Genomic DNA, 21,234 nt, shown 5'->3' on the forward strand with positions numbered 1-21,234 from the left:
CCGAGCCTAGACGACCGATCGATCGATCGATAGAGTCGAATCATGCGGGTCGACACGGTCTATGAGAACGCCCGATTCCTCACCGGAACGGAGGAATCCGTAGCGCTGGCGGTGCTGAACGGACGGATCGTCGCATTGGGCGAGGATGCCGCCGCACTTTCCGTGCTTACTGCGAAACGTCGCGTAGACCTCGGTGGATCGGTGGTGGTGCCCGGATTCCACGACGCGCACAACCACATGGCCTGGTTCGGCATGGCGCTCGACGACGTCGCCCTCTCGGATTGCCGCAGCGTCGACGAGGTGTACGACGCCGTCGCGCGGCGCGCGGCCGAAACCCCGCCGGGCGGCTGGATCATCGGCAGCGGCTACGACCAGAACAAGCTCGTGGGCGGCCATCCGACGCGGCAGGGGCTCGATCGCGCCGCTCCTGGACACCTCGTGCGGCTCAAGCACACTTCCGGGCATATGACCGTGGTCAACTCCGCGGTACTGGAGCACCTGGACCTGGAGAACGTGCCCGTGGGCGGCGACGTCGTCCGCGACGAGGACGGTTCGCCGACCGGCCTCCTGCGGGAGCAGGCCCAGCTCATGCTGCGGCCGCTGACCTACCCGACGCCGGTCGAGCGGGTCGTCCGCGGGCTGGACAGGGCGAGCGAGCGCTACCTGGCCGAGGGCATCACGAGTGTGCAGGAGGCCGGGATCGGCGGGGGCCTCGTGGGGGAGACCCCCGCCGAACTCGCCGCGTACCAGCTGGCACGCGAGCGCGGCGTGTTGCGTGTGCGGAGCACGGTGATGGTCGCGGCGAGCGTGCTGCACGAGCTGGACGCCGGTGCCCGCTCCGAGGCTCGCTTTCCCGCCGAGGAGCCATCCACGCTGTACGGGCTCGACCTGGGGATGCGCACCGGGTTCGGCGACGAATGGCTGCGGATCGGCGCGATGAAACTGTTCGCCGACGGTTCGCTGATCGGCCGGACCTGCGCGATGCACGAGCCGTTCGCGGGCGAGCCGGACAACGTCGGCTACTTCCAGGTGCCCGAGGACGAGATCGCGCGGACGATCGCCGCCGCGCACAAGGCCGGCTGGCAGATCGCGACGCACGCCATCGGCGACCGCGCGATCACCGTCGTCCTCGACGCCTACGAAGCCGCGCTGAAGGCCGACCCGCGGCCCGATCACCGGCACCGCATCGAGCACTGCGCGGTGCTGCGGCCCGCGGAGCTGAAACGGCTGGCGTCGCTGGGGCTGATCGCCTCGCCGCAGGGCCGGTTCGTCAACGAGATCGGCGACGGCATGCGGGCCGCGCTGGGCCCCGAGCGCGAGCCGTGGTGCTATCGGCTCAAGAGCCTGCTCGACGCCGGATGCGTGCTCCCGGCCAGCTCGGACCGCCCGGTCGTCGAGGGCGCGCCGCTGCTCGCGCTGGCCGACATGGTGCGGCGGAAGACCGCGTCCGGGGTCGTGCTGGGTCCCGATGAGCGGCTCACCCCCGCCGAAGCGCTGCGCGCCTACACGTACGGATCCGCGTACGCCGCTTTCGCCGAGAAGGACCTGGGCACGCTGGAGGTCGGCAAGCTAGCGGACTTCGCCGTCCTCTCGGCCGACCCGACCGACGAGTCCACTTTGGATTCGATCCACGTCGTCGCCACCGCCGTCGGCGGCGACATCGTCTACGAACGGAGCTGAGACCCATGCCGGTACGGGACGCGGTCGCGGGCGACATCGAGGAGATCTGCGCGCTCATCGAGGAGCACGCGGTCTACGAGGACAAGCACGATCTGAAACTCGACAGGCAGGAGATGGCCGGGTTCCTCTTCGGACCCGACCCGAAGGCCTGGGTGCTGCTGGCCACCCCTCCGGGTGAGCCGGGCAAGACCGCGGGCTTCGCCTTCTGCAGCTGGAACTTCTCCACCTGGGAGGCCAGGCCCGGGATCTGGCTCGACGACCTCTTCGTGCGCCCGGAACACCGTCGCCACGGTCTCGGGCGGGAGCTGCTCGACGAGCTGAGCGCGCGGACACCCGGCCGGGTCGAATGGGACATGCAGGAGGGCAACGAGAAGGGTGAGGCGTTCTACGCCCAGCTCGGCGCCGAGCCCGTCCCCGGCTGGATCCGGTACCGCTGGCGACCGCACGCTGGGTGAGTCGCACGTGAGCGGCAAGCCGTAAACTCGCACCCATGGGTGAAGGGGCAAGCCGCAGGTCGTCGTCCGTGGAGGACTACGTCCGGGTGATCTACGGGCTGGTGGAACGCGGCGAGGCCGTCACCAACACGTCGCTGGCCGGGCGGCTGGAGGTCAGCCCGTCGTCGGCGTCCGGCATGGTCACCAAGCTTTCCCAGCTCGGGCTGGTCGCGCACGTCCCGTACCGGGGGATCGAGCTGACCACCGACGGCAGGCTGCTCGCCCGCTCGGTACTCCGCCGCCACCGGCTGATCGAGACCTACCTGGTGTCCGAACTCGGCTACACCTGGGACGAGGTGCACGCCGAGGCCGACGCGCTCGAACACGCGGTGTCGGACAGGCTCGTCGAACGGATCGCCGCGAAGCTCGGCAACCCGGTGCGCGACCCGCACGGCGACCCGATCCCCGCGCCCGACGGCAGCGTCGAGGAGATGCCGATGCGCATCCTCGACGACCTCCCGCCCGGCGCGGTCGGCGAGATCGTCCGCGTCTGGGACACCGACCCGGAACTCCTGCGCTACCTCACCGAGCACGCCATCGGCCTCGGCGAGCGGATCGAGGTCGTCGAGCGGCAGCCGTTCGGCGGCCCGATGGTGGTCAAGGTCGGCTCGCCGCCGGACGCGGCGACCCACGCCATCGGCAAGGAGATCGCGCAGGCGCTGTCGGTCGCGTTGCGCTGAGAACGTGTCCACTGTGGACACGTACCGGCCTGGGGCGGCTGGTGGGAATTTTCCCTACGTCTCTGCATAATTACGTCACCCGCCTGCCACGCCGATAGGTGATCGAAGACCCTTCCGATCATGTGATCCCGCGCCTAGGCTGCGCTATTCCGGGTGGCTAGCGAGCGTGCGAAGGCGATGAAGATGACCGGTCAGCGGACACACACCATCGACCGGGGGGTGGCGGAAGGACGTGAACTCAGGCGGCTGCTGGACACGGGGCCGTTCGCGGACGCCCTCAGGGCGGCGATCAGGGCGAGGGGCCTCGGTCTCGATCGGATCCGGTACCGGCTCAGAGGGCGGGGGTGCTCGGTCAGCCTCGCGACACTGAGCCACTGGCAGTCCGGCCGCTGCCGTCCGGAACGGCCGGAATCCCTGCTGGTGCTGAAGAATCTCGAGGAGGTCCTCGGGGTACCGCCAGGGTCCCTGTCGCGGCTTTTGGGACCGCCGCGAGGGCGGGCGGCCCGGTGTACGGTGCCCGGCGAGGGCATCGTGATGCAGCGAGGCCGGGACACGGGGACTTAGGGAGGGAGCGCGGGTGCGGGCGGTCGTCTTCGAGGAGTTCGGGGTGCTGCCCGAGGTACGCGAGGTGCCGGATCCGGTCGCACCGCCGGGCGGGGTGGTGATCACCGTCGAGGCGACCGGGGTGTGCCGCAGCGATTGGCACTCCTGGCAGGGGCACGACACGTCGGTGAAGCTGCCGCACGTCGCCGGGCACGAACTCGCGGGCCGGATCGCGTCGCTCGGCGAGGGCGTCCGAGGCTGGTCGGCGGGCGACCGGGTGACGGTGCCGTTCGTCTGCGCCTGCGGCACCTGCGCCCAGTGCGCGGCCGGTGACCAGCAGATCTGCGACCGCGAGTTCCAGCCGGGCGCGACCCACTGGGGCTCGTTCGCCGAGTACGTCGCCATCGAAAACGCCGAGGTCAACCTCGTGGCGCTGCCGGACTCGCTGGCGTGCGCCGAAGCGGCGGCGCTGGGCTGCCGGTTCGGGACGGCGTTCCGGGCCGTGCTGCGCCAGGGCGGGGTCCGGCCTGGGCAGCAGGTCGCGGTCTACGGCTGTGGCGGTGTCGGCGTCTCGGCGATCCTGCTGGCCGTCGCGGCCGGTGCGTCGGTCATCGCCGTCGACCCGTCACCGCAGGCCAGGGCGCTGGCTGTGCGCATGGGGGCGTCTTCGGCCGTCGATCCGTCCTCGTTCGAAGGCCACGAAGCCGTAGCTCTTCATGTCCGGGAGTTGACCGGTGGCGGCGCGCACGTGTCACTCGACTGCCTCGGTTCGCCGACTACCTGCGCCGCTTCGATCGGCAGCCTCCGGAAGCGGGGACGGCACGTCCAAGCCGGGCTGATGCCGCCCGCGCAGGGCATCGCGCCGATCCCGATGCACCGGGTGATCGGCGGGGAGCTGGAGATCGTCGGCATCCACGGGCTGCAAGCGCACGAGTACCCCGAGATGCTGCGGGTGGTGGAGACGGCCGGGATCGACCTCGAAGGCATGATCGGCAACCGGGTCGGCCTCGACGACGTCCCCGCGGTGCTCGCGGAGATGAACGACCCGGTGCCCGCGCGGGCCGGGGTGACGGTGGTCGAATTCGGACGGTGACCGGGTGAACGCACTGCGGTCAACCGGCCGATCGGAGTAGTCCGAAAGGTGGCTTCCGCCGGCGCTTTGTGGCACCTTCCTTGCCCGTGACAGTCATGGATGCTCCGTCCCGGCCGCGGTTCGGGCGGTCCGTGCTGCGCTGGTTCGTCGCGGCGGGTGTCCTGGTGCGGGGCCACCGGATCGTCGGCGCGCGCCCTGGCAAACTCGACGCGTGGACGCGCTGATCCCTCGCCCGCGGAACGAAGTCGCACCCGGTGCGGTGCATGTTCCCGACTGGCTCGACCTCGACGAACAACGCCGTCTGGTCGAAGCGTGCCGGGGCTGGCGTGGCTACCGGCAGACGCGGTTGCCGAACGGCGGCGTCATGTCGGTGCGGACGGTCTGCCTCGGCTGGCACTGGCACCCGTATCGGTATTCGAAGGTGACCGCGGACGGCTCTCCGGTACTGCCGTTTCCTTCGTGGCTGGGCGACCTTGGGCGGCGGGCGGTTTCGGCCGCTTACGGCCCGTCGTCGTACGAGCCGGACATCGCGCTGGTGAACTTCTACGACTCCGCGGCGAAGATGGGGCTGCACCAGGACAAGGACGAGGCCTCGCTGGAACCCGTCGTGTCGCTGAGCCTGGGGGACGCGTGCGTCTTCCGGTTCGGGAACACGGTCGATCGCGGGCGGCCGTATACGGACGTGGATCTTCGGTCGGGCGACCTGTTCGTGTTCGGCGGGAAGTCGCGGCTGGCTTTCCACGGGGTGCCTCGGATCTTGCCGGGGACGGCCGATCCGGAGCTGGGGCTGGTGGGGCGGTTGAACATCACTTTGCGGGTTTCGGGTCTTGGTGATTAAGCGGTTCTAGCCACTTTCGCAACCCCTCCGGCCAGGGGTCTTGGATATCAGGGCCCGGTCCGTGAAGGCCTCCTTGAGGGACCCAGAGTCCCTCAAGGAGGCCTTCACGGACTCGGCAATCGCCACGTTCGTCACGCAGGCAGCAGCAGTCACAACGGCTGCGCGTGAAGGGGGCCTTCCCTCGGCTGAGCCGAGGAAACTCGACCTTCACACCTGCCCTTCAAGTAAACACCGGTACCGAGCGGGTCAAGCCTCGTGCGTGGTAAGGCGGCCAGAACCGCCCTGACCATTCAAATCAGCCGGAACCGCACCCGCTGCCCCGGACGCACCTGCGCGGCCATATCCAGATCCGCTTCCTCCACCACCGCGATCACCGGGTAGCCCCCGGTCACCGGATGGTCGGCCAGGAACAGGATCGGCTGCCCCGAAGGAGGAACCTGCAAGGCGCCCGGCACGGCGGCCTCGGGCGGCAGCTCGCCATCCCGCGCCCGCGACAGCACAGGGCCCTCAAGCCGTACGCCCACCCGATCGACGTCGGCCGTGGCGACATAACCGGAAGAGACCAAAGTGGACAGTGCGTCGGACGTGAACCAGGAGACCCGAGGGCCGGCGCCGACCCGCAGAACCGGGACCTCGGGCCAGGGAGCGCGAGGGGCGAGATCCACCCCAGGGTGGGCCAGCACCTCTTGTCCCACCGGCAGGGTCATCCCGGCCGAAAGCACGGGTGGGCCGAGTTTTCCCAGGGTGTCGGTCGCCCGCGCGCCCAGCACCGGAGGGACGTCGATGCCACCGCGCACCGCGACATAGCAACGTAAACCGTGAGAAGCCATCCCGAGAACGAGTTCGTCGCCGGGGCCGACCAGGATCGGCGAGTCCGAACCGAAAGCCCGTCCGCCGACGGTGATCGAGCAGGGCGCGCCGGTGACGGCGACGGTCGCCGGAGCCGAGAACCGCAGGACGAGGCCGCCAAGAACGCACTCCAGGGCCGCGTGGCTCTCGGGGTTCCCGACCAGCCGGTTCGCCAGCCGCAGTGAGCCGCGGTCGGCGGCGCCGGACCGGCCGACGCCGAGCGCGGCCAGCCCGGGCCGCCCGAGATCCTGCACGGTGGCGAAGACCCCGGGGTGGATCACTTCGATCTTCGCGGTCATGAAGTGAACCGGATCCGGGTGCCCGGTGCCAGCAGGTTCGGCGGCTCCCGCTCGACGTCCCACACCGGCAGCGTGGTCCGCCCGATCAGCTGCCAGCCGCCGGGCGAGGCGTTCGGATACACCGCCGTGTACTCGCCCGCGATCGCGACCGATCCGGCGGGGACCCGTGTGCGCGGGCTCGTCCGGCGCGGTAGACGCAGCGCGGGGTCGAGCCCGGTCAGGTAGGCGAACCCGGGAGCGAAGCCGCAGAACGCCGAGACGTACGTCCCGTCCTCGTGCCGCCGGACGACCGCTTCCGCCGACAGGCCGGCGGCGGCCGCGACGTCGGCGAGGTCCGGGCCGTCGTAGCGCACCGGCACGACGATCTCGGCGGCCTCGCGCGGTTCGACGTCCACTGTGGACCGGTCGAGGACGTCGCCGGCGAGCCGGTCGTGATGGGTCCGGCCAGGGTCGAACCGGATGAGCAGGGTCCGCGCGGCTGGGACCAGCTCGACGACACCGTCCGGTGGGTCCTGCTCCAGTGACGCGTGCAGCCCGAGCACCTCCGACGGATCGTCGAAGTCGACCATGGCCGCACGCGCCCCATAGGGCAGCATTCGCATCACGCGGCCTCGATGAAGGGTCCGATGTGGACACCGGAGGCGTCCAGTCCCGCGCGGATCCGACGTGCCAGTTCGACGGCGCCGGGCGTGTCGCCGTGCACGCACAGCGAATGCGGCTGAAGCGCCAGCTCGGTCCCGTCGGCGGTGACGACCTTGCCGGTCGTCGCCATCGCGACCGCGCGTTCGGCCACCTCGTCGGCGTCGTGGAGGACGGCGCCGGGCAGTTTCCGCGAGACCAGAAGGCCTTCGGACGTGTACGCGCGGTCCGCGAACGCCTCGGCGTACGCGGGGAACCCGGCTTTTTCGGCCTGTTCGGCCATTTTCGACCCCGGCGGGCACAGGAGCGCGAGCTCGGGGTGGAACCGCCGGATCCCTTCGACCACCGCGGCCGCCTGCTCCGGATCCACCGCGGCCGTGTTGTACAACGCCCCGTGCGGTTTGACGTACCGCACCCGCGAGCCCGCCGCGCGGGCGAACGCGTCCAGCGCGCCGATCTGGTAAAGCACGTCGTCGGTGAGGTCGGCGGGGGCGACGTCCATCGCCCGCCGCCCGAATCCGGCGAGATCGCGGTAGGCGACGTGGGCGCCGATGACGACGCCTCGCTCCGCCGCGCGCTCGCAGACACGCCGCATCACCGACGGGTCGCCGGCGTGGAAGCCGCAAGCGACGTTCGCGCTGGTGACGATGTCGAGCATGGCGTCGTCGTCGCCCATCTTCCAGGCGCCGAAACCCTCGCCCAAATCGCTGTTGAGATCCATCAGGCCACCCTGAACTCACTGTCGAGTTTGTCGGTCACGAACATGTAGCCCGGCGCGTGCGTGATCGCGAACGGCGGCCGCGAGGCCATCAGTGCCGCCTGCGGGGTCACGCCGCACGCCCAGAACACCGGCACGTCACCGGGTTCCGCGTCGACCGGGTCGCCGAAATCGGGTCTGCCGAGATCGGTGATGCCCAGCGCGGCCGGGTCGCCGATGTGCACCGGCGCACCGTGCACGGCGGGCATCCCGCGGGTGATGCGCACGGCGTCGTCCACGCGGTCTTCGGGGATCTGCCGCATCGAGACGACCATGGGCCCGTGCAGCCGCCCGGCCGGGACGCACTCGCGGTTCGTCACGTACATCGCCACGTTGCGGCCCTGGTCGACGTGCCGCAGCGGGATGCCCTCCGCGGCCAGCGCCGATTCGAAGGTGAAACTGCACCCGATCGAGAACGCGACCATGTCGCTGCGCCACAGCCCGCTCGCGTCCGTGAGCTCGCCGGACAGCGCGCCGTTCTGCCAGACGCGGTACCGCGGCAGGTCGGTGCGCAGATCCGCGCCGGGCGCCAGCCGGGTCGCCGGGTCGCCGGGGTCGCTGACGTCGAGCACCGGACAGGGCTGCGGGTTCCGCTGGCAGAACAGCAGGACGTCGTAGGCCCAGTCCTCGGGGACGGCGATCAGGTTGGTCTGGGTGAACCCGTTGGACCAGCCGGTGGTCGGGCGGGCCGTGCCCGCGCGGAACAGGGCGCGGGCCTCGCCGGGGGACAACGTCGCCGGTTCGTCGAAGGTGGTCATCGCGGTGCCTCCTCTTCCGATTGTGGTCACAGAAGTTCTCGGCCGCGAGTCTCGGGCAGGCCGAGCAGCGCCAGCACGGCGATGCCGTAGCCGACCGCGCCGAACACCATCGCGCCGCCCGCGCCGAGGAAACCGACCACGGCGGGGAACGTGGCGCCGATGGCCCGGCCGAGGTTGTAGGTGAAGCCCTGACCGGTCCCGCGCAGCGCCGACGGGTACAGCTCGGCGAGGAACGCGCCGAACCCGCTGAAGATCGCGGACATCGAGAACCCGAGCGGGAAGCCGAGGAACAGCACGAGCGTGTTCGCGCCCGCCGGGATCTGCGTGTACGCGACGATGAGACCCGCCGACAGCACCGAGAACAGCAGGAACGTCTTCTTCCGGCCCAGGAGATCCGTGAGGTAGCCGCCGGTGACGTACCCGATGAAGGCACCGGAGATCAGGAACGCGAGATAGCCGCCGGTCCCGATGACGGTGAGGCCGCGGGTGGTCTTCAGATAGCTCGGCAGCCAGGTCGCGAGCGTGTAGTAGCCGCCCTGGACACCGGTGGCCAGCAGCGCGGCGAACAACGTCGTGCGCAGCAGGTCCGGCTTGAAGATGCCCGCCAGCGAACCGCGTTCCTTCTTCGTGGCGCGGGCCGCTTCGGCGACAGGCGCGTCCTGGACGTTGCGGCGGACCCACAGCACGAGCAGCGCCGGGATGACGCCGGTCCAGAACATCACGCGCCATGCGATGTCCGGGCTCCAGATGCTGAAGACGACGGTGTAGACGACGACCGAGAGCGCCCAGCCGACCGCCCAAGCACTCTGCACGAAGGCGACCGTGCGGCCGCGGTACTTCGCCTGCGAGTACTCCGCCACCAGCGCCGCGCCGGCGGCCCATTCGCCACCGAAGCCCAGGCCCTGCAGGGCGCGGAAGACCAGGAGTGTCTCGAAGTTCGGCGCGAACCCGCAGAGCACGGTGAAGATCGTGTACATCGCGATGGTGATCTGGAGGGTGCGGACCCGGCCGATGCGGTCGGCCAGGATGCCCGCGCCGATGCCGCCGACCGCCGACACCACCAGCGTGGTGGTGCCGAGCAGGCCCGCCTCGCCGCCGGAGAGGCCGTAGTAGGCGGTGATCGCGGCCAGGCCCAGCGGCAGGGTCTGGTAGTCGAACGAATCGAGCCCGTATCCGCCGAACGCGCCGACGAAGGCCCGGCGGCCTCGCGAACCGAGCGTGCGGAACCAGGCGAAGGGGCGTGTGTCTTCGGTAGTGGCTGTCGCGTTCATCGGCACCTCCAGAGGGTGAAGCTCAGGGTGGCACGGGTCACATGGACAGCTACTTTAGGGATTGTTCAACAATTCCACAAGAGTATCCTTGGCTGAACCTCTTGTGCCTAGGTAGGATCGGTCACGTGACGATCGCGGAGGGTGGTCCTGCCTCGGTAGAAGGACTCGAGGCGGATCGCGGCATGATCAGCCGCACCAGCACGGCCGAAAGGGTCGCGGGTGTCCTCCGCACGCGTATCGCGGAAGGCTTCTTCCTGCCCGGCGTCCGCCTGTCGGAGCAGGACATCGGCTCGGCGCTCGGCGTCTCCCGCAACACGCTGCGCGAGGCGTTCCGGCTGCTCACGCACGAGCGCCTGCTGACCCACGAGCTCAACCGCGGTGTCTTCGTGCGGGTGCTGCCCGTCGAGGACGTCGTCGACCTCTACAAGGTGCGCAAGGTCGTCGAGTGCTCCGCGGTGCGGGCGGTGACGGCGAAGCCGCCGACGTTCGGGAAGCTCGCGCGCCTGGTCGAGGACGGCAGGATCGCCGAGCGGGGCGAGCGCTGGCAGGACCTCGGCACCGCGAACATCCGGTTCCATTCGGCGATCGCGGAGCTGAGTGGCAGCGAACGGATCGACGAGCTGATGCGCGGCATCCTCGCCGAGCTGCGGCTGGTGTTCCACATGATGGCCGACCCGCGGCGCTTCCACGAGCCGTATCTCAAGCGCAACGCGGAGATCCTCGAGCGCATCGAGGCAGGCGACGGCCTCGGCGCCGAAAAGCTCCTCGCGCAGTACCTCACCGACGCCGAAAACCAGCTCGTCGAGGCCTACGCCGAACGCTCCCCCTGACGCGTTTTGTCCTCTGAATGCGGTAGTAGGCGATGCGAACTACCGCATTCAGAGGACGAAATGCGAGATGTGGCTATCGGGTGACTAGGGCGTCGTCCACTTTTGGTTCGCGCCTCCGCCGCAGGTCCAGAGCTGGAGTCTCGTCCCGTTCGCGGAGCTGTTCCCGGTGGCGTCGAGACATTTGTTCGCCTGCGGGTTCACGATGTCGCGAGCGCCGCTGATCGCCCACTTCTGCGCGCCGGATCCGTTGCAGTCCCACAGTTGCACGGCCGTGCCGTCCGCGGTCCCGCCGCCGGAGACGTCCAGGCACTTGCCGAGCGCGCGGATCGTGCCGTCGCCACCGACGGTCCAGTTCTGCGCGGCGTTCCCGTTGCAGCCGGTGATCTGGATCGGCGTCCCGTTGGCGGTGTTGGCGCCCGCGACGTCGACGCATTTGCCGCCGATCCCGGTGATCCGGCCGGTCCGCCCGGCCGTGTCGCTGGAATTGACGTGCACGTAGTCGACGACGAGACGTTGCGGGAAGACCGTGCTGGAGTTCGGGTCACCGGGCCAGTAGCCGCCGACGGCGAGGTTCAGGATCAGGTAGAAGGGGTGGTCGAAGACCCAGCGGTTGCCGTTGAGGTCGGCGGGGGTGCGGGTCTGGTAGAGGTTCCCGTCCACGTACCACCTGATCTGGTTCGGTGCCCAGTCGACGGCGTAGGTGTGGAAGTCGTCGGAGAAGTTCGGACCGTTGTAGGCCGCGCCGATACCGCCCGCGCCGGAGTAACCGGGGCCGTGAAGGGTGCCGTGCACCGTGTTCGGCTCGAAGCCGACGTTCTCCATGATGTCGATCTCGCCGCTGTTGGGCCAGCCGACGTTGCCGATGTCGGCGCCGAGCATCCAGAACGCGGGCCACATCCCCTGTCCACGCGGCAGTTTCATCCGCGCTTCGAACCGGCCGTAGGTCTGGGTGAACTGCCCCTGCGTGGACAGTCGCGCCGAGGTGTACTCGCAGCGCCCGTACCAGCAGTTGTAGTTGCCAGGGTTCTCTTTCTTCGCGGTGATGACCAGGTTGCCCTGGCCGTCGAGCGCCGCGTTGTTCGTCCCGGACGTGTACCACTGCCGCTCGTGGTTGTTGACGTTGTCGCCGGTCTCGAAATGCCACTTCGACGTGTCGATGCCCGCGCCGGCGGGCCCGTTGAAGTCGTCGGTGAAGGTCGCGGCCATGACCGCGGCCTCGGCGGCCGGAGCCTGTGCGGTGGCCGGGAGCGAACCGAGAAGAACGCCGGCGGCGAGGAGTGCCGTCCAGCGGAACCGAGCTGAGATGGACATCGTTGTCGCCTCTCTGACCGTGGGGGACCCGAGGAGAAGGCATGCGGCGGAACCACTTTGTTGCGCCTGACAACAAAGTATGCATGGTCTCTACCACTGCGACAAGACGTATTTTTTGAGCCCGAATTAAGGTCAGGCGGCCGTACCCCGCTTCGACCCGGCCGTACTCGGGTCCGCGCCCTGCTCCAGGAGGGCGGCGACCGGGAGGGTGGCGGCTCCTATGGCGACGGCGTCCGGGCCGAGCCTGCCGAGCTCGATCTCGGTCTGGTCGAACACGTGCGCCAGGGCGTGCTCGCCCGCCACGCGCCGGATCTCGGGCAGGTACCGCTCGCCGAGCGCCAGCCCGGCCCAGCCGCCCAGCACGATCCGCTCCGGGTTGAACAGGTTGATCAGATCGCCGATACCGGCGCCGAGATAGCCCGCGGTCTCTTCCAGCACCTTGGCCGCGGCCTTGGACTTGCCCGCCGATTCCAGCAGCGCGGCGAACTGGGTCTGCTCGTCCTCGTCCGACGCCTTTCCGCCGCGCGCCTTGCGATAGCGGGCCAGGACGCCCTCCGCGCCGACGTAGGACTCCAGGCAGCCGCGCGATCCGCAGCGGCATTCCTGTCCGCCGTAGACGATCGTCGTATGGCCCCATTCGCCCGCGCTGCTGGTGGAGCCGCGGTAGGTGGTGCCGTCGGCGACCACGGCCGCGCCGACGCCGGAACCGATCAGCGCGATCACCGCGTGCCGCGCGCCGCGGCCGGCGCCGAACCACATTTCGCCCTGGCCCTGGGTTTTCGCGCCGTTGTCCACGAACAGTGGCAGCTCGACGCCCTCCGCGCGCAGGAGGTCGGTGAGGGGGACCTCCTTCCAGCCGATGGTGGGCGCGTGTACACGCAGTGACTCGCCCTGCTCGACGGTGCCCGGGACGCCGACGCCGACGCCGAGCACGGTCGCTTCGTCGATGCCCGCTTCCGTGATCACTTCCCGGAGTCCGGACGCCACCTGCGTCACCGCGGCGGCCGCGTCCGGCCGGGGCGAGGCGAGCGGATGCTCGACGGTGGCCAGCCGGTTCATGGTGAGGTCGAACAGTTCGACCTTCACCCCGGTCTCACCGATGTCGACGCCCGCGACATGCCCGTACGCCGGGTCGACGCGGAGCAGGACGCGTGGCCTGCCGCCGTCGGATTCGACCAGCCCGGCCTCGATGATGAGGCGTTCTTCGCCGAGTTCGGCGGTCACGTTGCTGACGGTCGCGGCGCTCAACCCGGTCAGACCGCTCAATTCGTGGCGGCTGAGCGGGCCGTCGAAGTAGAGTTTCGACAGCAGGAGGGAACGGTTGTGCCGCCGCAGGTCACGGACGGTGGTGCGCTTGGCAGGCATGCGGATACCCATCTTATGGCGGCGGACCTTTCCAGGATGCCCCACGACCTTATCCTCCGCCATGTATCAACTGGTGAAATAAGGCGGGAAGAGGGCCATGACGGGGGACGACGAGCTCATCGGCACCTTGCCGCCGGACTTCCGGTGGGGCGTCGGCAGCTCGGCGTACCAGGTCGAAGGCGCGGTCGCCGAAGACGGAAGAACACCGTCCATTTGGGACACCTACGCCCGGTCCCCGTGGTCGGTCGACAACGGGGACACCGGCGAGGTCGCCTGCGATCACTACCACCGCATGCCCGCGGACGTCGCGCTGCTCAAGGAACTCGGCGTCGACACTTACCGCTTCTCCGTTTCCTGGCCCCGCGTGCAGCCGCGCGGACGTGGCGGCGTCAACCCGGCCGGGATCGCCTTCTACGACCGGCTCGTCGACGAACTGCTCAACAACGGCATCGACCCGTGGCTGACGCTGTACCACTGGGATCTGCCGCAGCACCTCGAAGACGCGGGCGGCTGGCCCGCGCGCGACACCGCCGTCCGGTTCGCCGACTACGCGATGCTCGTGTTCGAGCGGCTGAGTGACCGGGTCCGCCACTGGACCACGCTGAGCGAGCCGTGGTGCACGGCCATGCACGGGTACGTCCACGGGGTGATGGCGCCCGGCCGCCGGGACGCGAACGCGGGGATGGCCGCGGCGCATCACCTGCTGCTCGGCCACGGTCTCGCCGTGCGGCGGATGCGGGAACTCGCGCCGCCCGGAACCGAATTCGGCATCACGCTCAACCTGAGCACCGCCGATCCGGCCACCCCGAGCGAGGCCGACCGGGCCGCCGCGCACTTCGAGGACGGGCTCGGAACGAGGTTCTACCTCGACGCGCTCGTGCACGGCCGGTATCCGGAGGACGTCCTCGAAACCCTCGCGCGGCACGGAATCCGCCTGCCGTCGGAGCCGTGGGATCCGTCGATCATCGCGGCCCCGCTCGATTTCCTCGGCGTCGACTACTACTTCGGGACGCGGTACTCCGGAGTGGAGGAGAACGGGGAAGCGGTGGAGCATTTCGGGATGCCCGCGTTCCGCAAGGTCCCGTCCGGGGCGCCGTCGACGGTGCTGGGCTGGGAGATCCTGCCGCACAAGCTCACCGAACTGCTCGTCCGGATCAGCCACGACTATCCGGGTTTACCGCTTTACGTCACCGAGAACGGCGCCGCGTTCGCGGATGTCCCCGACGAGACCGGTTTCGTCCGCGACGACGACCGCGCCGACTACCTGTCCGCGCATATCGCCGCCACGGCCGCCGCGCGGCGGGCGGGCGCCGACGTCCGCGGCTATTTCGCCTGGTCCTTTTTGGACAGTTTCGAATGGGCGTACGGCTACGCGAAGCGGCTCGGCCTGGTGCGGGTCGACCGCGAGACGCAGGCGCGGACGATCAAACAGAGCGGGCTGGTCTACCGGGACGTCGTCCAGCGGGTGCGTGGCGGACGGCGGTAGGGTCTGCTCCACCATCGAACCGGCGGCTTGCTCCATTCTTCCCGCCTCGCCCCGCGTCCTAGATTCGGCAGCGGAAAGTTGTTTGTCGCTACCGGAAAACGTGGGGGACAGTGATGACCGTCAGGCTGGAGCAACGGGGCAACCGGGAGGCAGCGCCGCGGAAATCGTGGTGGCGAAGGCCATGGGTCGGCCCCATGGCCGTCGTCGTCGTGGTCTTCCTGGCCTTCTCGATGCCGCCGTATCTGTCGTTGGACCCGGCTCAGTCACGGGTGCCGCAGCCGCCCGGGTTCACCTCGCACTACTGGTTCCTCGCGGCGCATGTGCTCTTCGGTTCGATCGCGATGGTCGGCGCGCTGCTCCAGATCTGGCCGTGGTTCCGGGCGAAGTATCCGGCGGTGCACCGGAAGGTCGGCCGGGTGTACGTCTTCGCCGGGGTGCTCCCGGCAGGCTTGCTGGCGCTGACCGTCGGCGCGATGAGCCCGTTCGGCCCGGCGACGCGGGTGGCCAACGTCGTGGCGGGGGTGCTGTGGCTGGCGTGCACGTTCGCCGGCTGGCGCGCGGCGAGGCAACGCCGGTTCGGCGACCACCGGCGCTGGATGATCCGCAGTTTCGCGCTGACCATGTCGATCATCGTCAGCCGGGTGGTCGGGCCGATCGCGCTGATCACGCTGCAACCGCAGCTGGAGACCACGTTCGGCGGCAGTGAACTCGCCTTGACCCAGTCGGTCGCCGCGATCACGGCCTGGCTGAGCCCGACGCTGGTCATCCTCGCGACGCAGTGGTACCTGGATCGCCGCCCGGCTAAAAAGAAGTCAGCGATCGCGCGATGATCGTCCGCTGCACTTCGGACGCGCCTTCGTAGATCCGTGGCGCGCGGACCTCGCGGTAGAGGTGTTCGAGCAGATGCCCTCGCCGCAGCGCCCGCGCGCCGTGGATCTGCACGGCCGAGTCGACGACGTACTGCGCGGTCTCGGTGGCGAACAGTTTCGCCATCGCGGCGCGGCCGGCGAGGTTCCGCTCGCCCGCGTCGTAGGCGGCGGCCGCGGCGTAGACGAGCAGACGCGAGGCCTCGGTGCGGGTCGCCATTTCGGCGAGGGTGTGCGCCACGGTCTGCTGCTTCAGCAACGGCCCGCCGAACGCGACCCGGCTCTGGGCGTGGGCGACGGCGGCGTCGAGCGCGGCCTGCGCCATCCCGACGGCGAACGCGCCGACACTCGGCCGGAACAGGTCCAGGGTCCGCATCGCCACGCCGAAGCCGCGATCCTGTTCGCCGAGCAGTTCGTCCCGTTCCACCCGGACGCCGTCGAAGACCAGGGTGCCGATGGGATGCGGGCTGACGAGGTCGAGGTGCTCGCCCGTCAGACCGGCGCGATCGGCCGGGACGACGAACGCGGAGACGCCGCGCGAGCCCGCTTCCGGGGTGGTGCGGGCGAAAACGCTGTAGAAATCGGCCTCGGGGGCGTTGGAGATCCACATCTTCTCGCCGGTGAGCCGCCAGCCGTCGCCGTCGGGTTCGGCGGCGAGCTCCAGCGCAGCCGCGTCCGAGCCCGCGTTCGGCTCGGTGAGCGCGAAAGCGGCGACGGCGTCACCCGCGGCCACCGCGGGCACCCATTTCGAGACTTGCGAGTCCTGCCCGGACTGCAGCACGGGATATGTACCAAGGCCTTGGAGCGCCAACGCGGTCTCGGCTTCGGTGCTCTGGCTGGCCAGGGATTCCCGCAGGATGCAGAGATCCGTCGCGGCGGCCTCTCGGCTCGGGCTGCCGCCCTCGACACCGGGGAAGAGCCGGGAGAGCAGGCCGAGCGCGCCCATTTCCTTGAGCAGTGGCCGGTTCACCGCGCCTTCGGTACCGGATTCGGCCAGCGTACGGAGCTTTTCGGCACCCAGCCGCCGGACTTCTTCGGCGAAGGCCTGCTGTTCGGGGCTCAGTGCGAAGGCGGTCATCGGTCGCTCCCAGGTCGCCAGCGGACGCGCGCGGTGCCGGTTTCGCCGGAACGAAGGAGTTCCAGCCGTGGTTTCGGCCCGTCGGTGCGGCCGCCCTGCGGTTTCCGGCTGCCCGCCGCGAACTGCTTCGGCCACGGCATCGGATAGCCCTGCTCGGCGGCGGCGTGCAGTGTCCACTGTGGATCGTAAAGGTGGGTCCTGCCGAGCGCGCACAGATCCGCGCGGCCCGCCAGGATCAGCGAATTGACGTCGTCGTAGGACGAGATCGCGCCGACGGCGATCACCGCGACTCCGTACTCGCGCCCGATCTCGTTGCGGATCCGGTCCGCGTACGGCGTCTGGTAACTGCGGCCGTACTCGGGTTTCTCCTCGCTGACGACCTGGCCGGTCGACACGTCGATGCCGTCGGCACCGTGCTCGGCGAACGCGCGGGCGATCTCGACGGCGTCGTCGACGTCGATTCCGCCTTCGTGCCAGTCGGTCGCCGAGATGCGGACCGTCATCGGCCGCTCCACCGGCCAGGCCGCGCGGACGGCGTCGAAGACTTCGAGCGGGAAACGCAGCCTGTTCTCCAGCGAACCGCCGTACTCGTCGGTCCGCCGGTTGGTCAACGGCGACAGGAACGAAGACAGGAGGTACCCGTGCGCGCAGTGGAGTTCGAGGAGGTCGAATCCGGCACGCGCGGCGGCGCCGGCGGAGCGCGCGAACTGGTCGCGGATCTCTTGTAGCTCAGTGACGGTGAGTTCGCGCGGGGTCTGATTCGTTTCGCTGTACGGGATCGCGGACGGGGCGCAGATCTCCCAGTTGCCCTCGGGCAGCGGCTGGTCGATGCCGTCCCACATCAGTTTCGTCGAGCCCTTGCGGCCCGAATGTCCCAGCTGGACACCGATGCGCGCGGGGGTGTGGCCGTGGACGAAGTCGGTCACCCTTGCCCAGGCCCGCTCCTGCTCTTCGGTGTACAGGCCGCCGCAGCCCGGGGTGATACGGCCGGTTTCGGAGACGCAGACCATCTCCGTCATCACCAGCCCGGCACCACCGAGTGCCTTGCTTCCCAGATGTACCAGGTGGAAGTCGGTCGGAACGCCGTCTTCGGACGAGTACATGTCCATCGGCGAGACGACGACGCGGTTCGGCAGGTCGAGGTTCCCGATCCGGAACGGCTGGAACATCGGGGGCCGGACGTCCGAGTCCGATGAGTGCACAGTGGACGCGAACCAGGTGTCCAGCTTCGCGGCGAACTCGGGATCGCGCAACCGGAGGTTGTCGTAGGTGACGCGGCGGCTGCGGGTCAGGATGTTGAACGCGAACTGCGCCGGATCCTGGTGGGTGTACTGGCCCATGTTCTCGAACCACTCCAGGCTCGCCTGCGCGGCGCGCTGGGTGGAGGTGACGACCGGCCTTCGTTCCGCCTCGTAGGCTTCCAACGCACTGTCCATATCGGACTGTTCGTGCAGGCAGGCGGCGAGCGCGAGCGCGTCCTCCATGGCGAGCTTCGTGCCGGAGCCGATGGAGAAATGCGCCGTGTGCGCGGCGTCGCCGAGCAGGACGACGTTCTCATGCCGCCAGCTCGCGCAGCGCACGGTGGCGAACGCGGTCCACTTCGAGTTGTTGGCGAACACCTGGTGGCCGCCGAGGACGTCCGCGCACAGTTCGCGGATGACCTCGATGGACTTCTCGTCGCTTTCGCCCGGCGCCAGTGAGGTCGCGGCGATCTCGCCGAACGCGCGCTCCCAGACGTCCTCGTGCAGTTCGAGGATGAACGTGCTCGCGATGTCGCCGTACGGGTAGCCGTGGATCTGCATTATCCCGTGCGGGGTTTCGAGGACGTGGAACTTGAAGGCGTCGAACACGAGATCCGTGCCGAGCCAGATGTACTTGCAGCGCCTGGTCTGCAGGCTCGGGTGGAAGCTCTCGGCGAGCGCGGCGCGGGTCGGGGAGTTGACGCCGTCCGCCGCGACGACGATGTCGTACTCGGCGCTCGCCTCGGCCGCGCTCGGCGCCTCGGTGCGGAAACGGACGTCGACACCGAGTTCCGCGCAGCGTTCCTGAAGGATGCCGAGCAGTCGTTTGCGGCTCATCGCGGCGAACCCGTGCCCGCCCGAGGTGTGCACCGTGCCGCGGAAGTGGACGTCGATGTCGTCCCAGCGCGCGAACTCCCGGCGCATGGCGGAGTGGATCACCGGATCGGCGTGTTCGATCCCGCCGAGCGTCTCGTCGGAGAAGACCACCCCGAACCCGAAGGTGTCGTCGGGCGCGTTGCGCTCCCAGACGGTGATCTCGTGATCGGGATGGAGCTGTTTCGCCAGCGTGGCGAAGTAGAGCCCCGCCGGGCCGCCGCCTAACACCGCGATACGCACGTCGCCCAGGGTATGTCGCAGTATGTACGACCGTCAACGATACGGGATATGCTGACCCGTATGGAGCGCATCAACCCGCCCGGGCTCGGCCGTCCCTCCGGCTTCTCGCACGCCGTCGCCGCGACCGGGAGATTCGTCTTCCTCGCCGGTCAGACGGCGTTGGACGAGGAGAACCGCATCGTCGGCGACGGCGTGGTCGAGCAGTTCGAACGCGCGCTGTCCAACCTGCTCACCGCGTTGCGCGCGGCGGGCGGGACGCCGTCGGACCTGTGCAGCGTGACCATCTACATCGTCGACATGGACGACTACCGCGCCCACGCGCGCGAGATCGGCGCGGTGTGGAAGCGGCTGGCCGGGAGCGAATATCCCGCGATGGCGGGCATCGGCGTCAGCCGGCTCTGGGACGTCGAGGCGCTGGTGGAGGTGCAGGGCTTCGCGGTCGTTTAAGGCAGGGTGCGTGAGACGTGCGCGGCCGCGGCTTCGCCCAGCCGCGCGTGCAGCGTGAAGAACAGGTCCGACGCTCGGATGCCCGCCCAGCCCGGCGGCAGCAGTTCGGCGGGCAGGCCGGGGTCGAGGTAGGGCAGGCGCCGCCAGTCGGTCAGCACACGGACGTAGTCGGCGAAGGCTTCGGCCTCGCCCGTGGTCTTACGCCGCTGCCAGCGCCGCAGCGCGGCCGCGTGCTCGTCGAGGAAGGCGGTGTACAGCGACTCGAGCTGATCGAGGTCCCACCAGTCGCGGATCTTCTCCCGCACGTCGCCGAACGCGAGGTGCTCGGCGTGGAAGAGATCGGCGTACCCCTCGAGTTCGAGCCGCCGCAGCATGTCGGAGGTCGCGTCGCGCAGATGCGCGGGCGCGATCCAGACCCCGGACGACGCCGTCCCGAAGCCGAGCCGGGCGAGCTGAGTGCGAAGAACGTGCCTTTTGTGCCGTTCGGCTTCCGGGACGGAGAACACCGCGAGCAGCCAGCCGTCGCCGGGGGTGGCGCGTTCGCGGCGGAAGATCCGCTCGTCGCCTTCGCGCAGGATCGCCAGCGCGGTTTCGGAAAGCTCATAACCCGCGGCCCCGTTCCGGCGTACCGCGGAAAGAATCCCGCGCCGTTTCAGCCGGGAGATCGATGACCGGACGGCCGGTTCTTCGACGTCCACGCCCGCCAGCAGATCGATCAGGGAACGGACGGAGAGCCAGCCGCCCTCACCGCGGGAATAGAGCCCGTACACGGTCACGATCAGCTGACGCGGTTGCGCCGTTCGCCCCGCGCCGTCGACTTCGGTTGCCTCCGACACGGCCGTCACCCGGTCACCATAACAACGACGATGTGCTCATGTTTCGGCCGTGACCGAAGCGTTCCGCACTTAGTGTCACGGTATGGAGAATCCGCTGATCGAAGCCCCCGTCCCGCCGGTGCCCCAGGACGCCGAGCCGGGCGGCGTCCGGTGGTTGCGGGCGAACGTCGCCCGATTCAGCCGCCCGGAGGACCACGCGCGGCGGCGGGCGCTGGTGCTCGCCGAGCTCGCACCGATGAAGTCCTTGCGGGACAAGGCTTTCGCGCTCGCCAGGGAAATGCGGGACGCGCCGGTGGAACGGACCGTGTGGACGGTCCCGGTGGCCGTACTGGCCGCGGAGCTCGGCCTGCCGGACGTTTCGCGCGACATCGCGGAGGTTTCCGGCGCTTACCATCCGCACACGGAAATCGGGGCCGGCGCCGAAGCGGCCATGCGACGGCTGGTCGAAACCTGTGGTGACGCCGACGAGCGGACGGCCGCGCGGATCGGGCTCCTGGTGCAGGCCTGTGACGCGACGGCCAAGCTGCTCGGCAAAGCGCTGGCCGCCCACCGGCCCGGCGAGGACGTCGACGAACTGCTCGACCGGATCCTGCGTGAGGATCCGCCGGTCCGCGTCACCCGGCGGTGGGTCGGCGGCGAGGTGGTCGAGGTGGACCTGACGAAACGTCCGTTCGGCGCAGGGCCCAAGCGGTGCCCCGGGGAAACGCAGGCGCGGCGGGTGGCCGCGGGAATTCTCGACGCGCTCCTGTGCTAAGAC

22 protein-coding genes are annotated in these 21,234 nt (G+C 69.6%); 12 read left to right on the forward strand and 10 right to left on the reverse strand.

The genetic code is table 11. From position 1 onward, the window contains the following. Nucleotides 1–42: 42 nt before the first annotated feature. The 7 genes from ACLJQ7_RS12365 (at nucleotide 43) to ACLJQ7_RS12395 (ending at nucleotide 5,328) form a co-directional block, all read left to right on the forward strand. Nucleotides 43–1,680 (forward strand): amidohydrolase, encoded by a 1,638-nt coding sequence (locus tag ACLJQ7_RS12365; RefSeq protein ID WP_410648319.1) that lies wholly within the window; start codon nucleotides 43–45, stop codon nucleotides 1,678–1,680. 5 nt (nucleotides 1,681–1,685) lie between these two features. Continuing rightward, a complete protein-coding gene (locus ACLJQ7_RS12370) occupies nucleotides 1,686–2,135 on the forward strand; it encodes a GNAT family N-acetyltransferase (protein ID WP_410648320.1) in 450 nt (149 codons plus the stop codon). 35 nt (nucleotides 2,136–2,170) lie between these two features. Beyond that, nucleotides 2,171–2,854 (forward strand): metal-dependent transcriptional regulator, encoded by a 684-nt coding sequence (locus tag ACLJQ7_RS12375; protein WP_410648321.1) that lies wholly within the window; start codon nucleotides 2,171–2,173, stop codon nucleotides 2,852–2,854. 177 nt (nucleotides 2,855–3,031) lie between these two features. Then, a complete protein-coding gene (locus ACLJQ7_RS12380; protein ID WP_410648581.1) occupies nucleotides 3,032–3,418 on the forward strand; it encodes a transcriptional regulator in 387 nt (128 codons plus the stop codon). Between the two features lie 13 nt (nucleotides 3,419–3,431). Further along, complete coding sequence (locus tag ACLJQ7_RS12385; protein ID WP_410648322.1) at nucleotides 3,432–4,490, forward strand: zinc-dependent alcohol dehydrogenase family protein; 1,059 nt, start codon at nucleotides 3,432–3,434, stop codon at nucleotides 4,488–4,490. Nucleotides 4,491–4,576: 86 nt separating this feature from the next. Continuing rightward, a complete protein-coding gene (locus tag ACLJQ7_RS12390; RefSeq protein WP_410648600.1) occupies nucleotides 4,577–4,714 on the forward strand; it encodes a hypothetical protein in 138 nt (45 codons plus the stop codon). Then, complete coding sequence (locus ACLJQ7_RS12395; protein WP_410648323.1) at nucleotides 4,702–5,328, forward strand: alpha-ketoglutarate-dependent dioxygenase AlkB family protein; 627 nt, start codon at nucleotides 4,702–4,704, stop codon at nucleotides 5,326–5,328. Before ACLJQ7_RS12390 ends, ACLJQ7_RS12395 begins: the two co-directional genes overlap by 13 nt. A gap of 290 nt (nucleotides 5,329–5,618) precedes the next feature. On the opposite strand, the gene ACLJQ7_RS12400 is transcribed toward ACLJQ7_RS12395, so the two are convergent. Genes ACLJQ7_RS12400 through ACLJQ7_RS12420 form a run of 5 tightly spaced genes read right to left on the reverse strand, consistent with a single transcriptional unit; the run spans nucleotide 5,619 to nucleotide 9,901 of the window. After that, nucleotides 5,619–6,476, reverse strand: a complete 858-nt coding sequence (locus ACLJQ7_RS12400; RefSeq protein ID WP_410648324.1) for a biotin-dependent carboxyltransferase family protein — start codon at nucleotides 6,474–6,476, stop codon at nucleotides 5,619–5,621. Then, entirely contained in the window at nucleotides 6,473–7,078 is a 606-nt protein-coding gene (locus ACLJQ7_RS12405) for a 5-oxoprolinase subunit B family protein (RefSeq protein ID WP_410648582.1), read from the reverse strand. The genes ACLJQ7_RS12400 and ACLJQ7_RS12405 overlap by 4 nt, the downstream gene beginning before the upstream one ends. Next, a complete protein-coding gene (locus tag ACLJQ7_RS12410; RefSeq protein ID WP_410648325.1) occupies nucleotides 7,078–7,836 on the reverse strand; it encodes a LamB/YcsF family protein in 759 nt (252 codons plus the stop codon). Before ACLJQ7_RS12410 ends, ACLJQ7_RS12405 begins: the two co-directional genes overlap by 1 nt. Continuing rightward, nucleotides 7,836–8,630, reverse strand: a complete 795-nt coding sequence (locus tag ACLJQ7_RS12415; RefSeq protein ID WP_410648326.1) for a putative hydro-lyase — start codon at nucleotides 8,628–8,630, stop codon at nucleotides 7,836–7,838. The genes ACLJQ7_RS12410 and ACLJQ7_RS12415 overlap by 1 nt, the downstream gene beginning before the upstream one ends. 26 nt (nucleotides 8,631–8,656) lie before the next feature. Beyond that, nucleotides 8,657–9,901 carry an MFS transporter gene (locus ACLJQ7_RS12420; RefSeq protein ID WP_410648328.1) on the reverse strand — a complete coding sequence of 415 codons (1,245 nt, stop codon included), beginning with the start codon at nucleotides 9,899–9,901 and terminating at the stop codon, nucleotides 8,657–8,659. A gap of 182 nt (nucleotides 9,902–10,083) precedes the next feature. Here ACLJQ7_RS12420 and ACLJQ7_RS12425 point away from each other — a divergent pair, with 182 nt between their 5' ends. Further along, on the forward strand, nucleotides 10,084–10,731 hold the full coding sequence (locus tag ACLJQ7_RS12425) for a GntR family transcriptional regulator (RefSeq protein WP_410648583.1): 648 nt from the start codon (nucleotides 10,084–10,086) through the stop codon (nucleotides 10,729–10,731). An 84-nt stretch (nucleotides 10,732–10,815) separates the two neighbouring features. Here the strand turns inward: ACLJQ7_RS12425 and ACLJQ7_RS12430 are convergent, their stop codons facing one another. Both ACLJQ7_RS12430 and ACLJQ7_RS12435 read right to left on the reverse strand, forming a co-directional pair. Next, a complete protein-coding gene (locus ACLJQ7_RS12430) occupies nucleotides 10,816–12,042 on the reverse strand; it encodes an RICIN domain-containing protein (protein ID WP_410648330.1) in 1,227 nt (408 codons plus the stop codon). 132 nt (nucleotides 12,043–12,174) lie between these two features. Further along, the gene (locus tag ACLJQ7_RS12435) at nucleotides 12,175–13,419 is read right to left on the reverse strand and encodes an ROK family protein (protein WP_410648331.1); all 1,245 of its coding nucleotides are present in this window, start codon (nucleotides 13,417–13,419) and stop codon (nucleotides 12,175–12,177) included. Nucleotides 13,420–13,504: 85 nt separating this feature from the next. Between ACLJQ7_RS12435 and ACLJQ7_RS12440 the strand changes: the two genes are divergently transcribed. Then, the gene (locus tag ACLJQ7_RS12440; protein WP_410648332.1) at nucleotides 13,505–14,893 is read left to right on the forward strand and encodes a GH1 family beta-glucosidase; all 1,389 of its coding nucleotides are present in this window, start codon (nucleotides 13,505–13,507) and stop codon (nucleotides 14,891–14,893) included. Between the two features lie 194 nt (nucleotides 14,894–15,087). Then, nucleotides 15,088–15,723: a DUF2306 domain-containing protein gene (locus tag ACLJQ7_RS12445; RefSeq protein WP_410648584.1), complete on the forward strand. Its 636-nt coding sequence runs from the start codon at nucleotides 15,088–15,090 to the stop codon at nucleotides 15,721–15,723. On the opposite strand, the gene ACLJQ7_RS12450 is transcribed toward ACLJQ7_RS12445, so the two are convergent. Together ACLJQ7_RS12450 and ACLJQ7_RS12455 are read right to left on the reverse strand one after the other, a co-directional pair. Next, a complete protein-coding gene (locus ACLJQ7_RS12450; RefSeq protein WP_410648333.1) occupies nucleotides 15,695–16,837 on the reverse strand; it encodes an acyl-CoA dehydrogenase family protein in 1,143 nt (380 codons plus the stop codon). The genes ACLJQ7_RS12445 and ACLJQ7_RS12450 overlap by 29 nt on opposite strands. Continuing rightward, a complete protein-coding gene (locus tag ACLJQ7_RS12455; RefSeq protein ID WP_410648334.1) occupies nucleotides 16,834–19,194 on the reverse strand; it encodes a bifunctional salicylyl-CoA 5-hydroxylase/oxidoreductase in 2,361 nt (786 codons plus the stop codon). The genes ACLJQ7_RS12450 and ACLJQ7_RS12455 overlap by 4 nt, the downstream gene beginning before the upstream one ends. A 48-nt stretch (nucleotides 19,195–19,242) precedes the next feature. On the opposite strand from ACLJQ7_RS12455, the gene ACLJQ7_RS12460 reads away from it, so the two are divergent. Continuing rightward, nucleotides 19,243–19,641: a RidA family protein gene (locus tag ACLJQ7_RS12460; RefSeq protein ID WP_410648335.1), complete on the forward strand. Its 399-nt coding sequence runs from the start codon at nucleotides 19,243–19,245 to the stop codon at nucleotides 19,639–19,641. Here the strand turns inward: ACLJQ7_RS12460 and ACLJQ7_RS12465 are convergent. Then, nucleotides 19,638–20,486 carry a PaaX family transcriptional regulator C-terminal domain-containing protein gene (locus tag ACLJQ7_RS12465; protein WP_410648336.1) on the reverse strand — a complete coding sequence of 283 codons (849 nt, stop codon included), beginning with the start codon at nucleotides 20,484–20,486 and terminating at the stop codon, nucleotides 19,638–19,640. The two genes, ACLJQ7_RS12460 and ACLJQ7_RS12465, sit on opposite strands and share 4 nt — an antisense overlap. Nucleotides 20,487–20,559: 73 nt before the next feature. Between ACLJQ7_RS12465 and ACLJQ7_RS12470 the strand changes: the two genes are divergently transcribed. Beyond that, nucleotides 20,560–21,231, forward strand: coding sequence for an oxidoreductase (locus ACLJQ7_RS12470; RefSeq protein WP_410648337.1), 672 nt, complete (start codon nucleotides 20,560–20,562; stop codon nucleotides 21,229–21,231). Nucleotides 21,232–21,234 lie beyond the last annotated feature (3 nt).

Source organism: Amycolatopsis sp. cmx-4-54 (genome assembly GCF_046548895.1).
In the GTDB taxonomy this organism is placed as follows: Bacteria; Actinomycetota; Actinomycetes; order Mycobacteriales; family Pseudonocardiaceae; genus Amycolatopsis.

Coding starts and splice junctions, on each gene's coding strand:
- ACLJQ7_RS12420 (WP_410648328.1), bottom strand. CDS start 9,901: ATGAACGCGACAGCCACTACCGAAGACACACGCCCCTTCGCCTGGTTC.
- ACLJQ7_RS12430 (WP_410648330.1), bottom strand. CDS start 12,042: ATGTCCATCTCAGCTCGGTTCCGCTGGACGGCACTCCTCGCCGCCGGC.
- ACLJQ7_RS12380 (WP_410648581.1), top strand. CDS start 3,032: ATGAAGATGACCGGTCAGCGGACACACACCATCGACCGGGGGGTGGCG.
- ACLJQ7_RS12415 (WP_410648326.1), bottom strand. CDS start 8,630: ATGACCACCTTCGACGAACCGGCGACGTTGTCCCCCGGCGAGGCCCGC.
- ACLJQ7_RS12435 (WP_410648331.1), bottom strand. CDS start 13,419: ATGGGTATCCGCATGCCTGCCAAGCGCACCACCGTCCGTGACCTGCGG.
- ACLJQ7_RS12410 (WP_410648325.1), bottom strand. CDS start 7,836: ATGGATCTCAACAGCGATTTGGGCGAGGGTTTCGGCGCCTGGAAGATG.
- ACLJQ7_RS12425 (WP_410648583.1), top strand. CDS start 10,084: ATGATCAGCCGCACCAGCACGGCCGAAAGGGTCGCGGGTGTCCTCCGC.
- ACLJQ7_RS12470 (WP_410648337.1), top strand. CDS start 20,560: ATGGAGAATCCGCTGATCGAAGCCCCCGTCCCGCCGGTGCCCCAGGAC.
- ACLJQ7_RS12400 (WP_410648324.1), bottom strand. CDS start 6,476: ATGACCGCGAAGATCGAAGTGATCCACCCCGGGGTCTTCGCCACCGTG.
- ACLJQ7_RS12370 (WP_410648320.1), top strand. CDS start 1,686: ATGCCGGTACGGGACGCGGTCGCGGGCGACATCGAGGAGATCTGCGCG.
- ACLJQ7_RS12460 (WP_410648335.1), top strand. CDS start 19,243: ATGCTGACCCGTATGGAGCGCATCAACCCGCCCGGGCTCGGCCGTCCC.
- ACLJQ7_RS12405 (WP_410648582.1), bottom strand. CDS start 7,078: ATGCGAATGCTGCCCTATGGGGCGCGTGCGGCCATGGTCGACTTCGAC.
- ACLJQ7_RS12445 (WP_410648584.1), top strand. CDS start 15,088: ATGGCCGTCGTCGTCGTGGTCTTCCTGGCCTTCTCGATGCCGCCGTAT.
- ACLJQ7_RS12440 (WP_410648332.1), top strand. CDS start 13,505: ATGACGGGGGACGACGAGCTCATCGGCACCTTGCCGCCGGACTTCCGG.
- ACLJQ7_RS12375 (WP_410648321.1), top strand. CDS start 2,171: ATGGGTGAAGGGGCAAGCCGCAGGTCGTCGTCCGTGGAGGACTACGTC.
- ACLJQ7_RS12365 (WP_410648319.1), top strand. CDS start 43: ATGCGGGTCGACACGGTCTATGAGAACGCCCGATTCCTCACCGGAACG.
- ACLJQ7_RS12450 (WP_410648333.1), bottom strand. CDS start 16,837: ATGACCGCCTTCGCACTGAGCCCCGAACAGCAGGCCTTCGCCGAAGAA.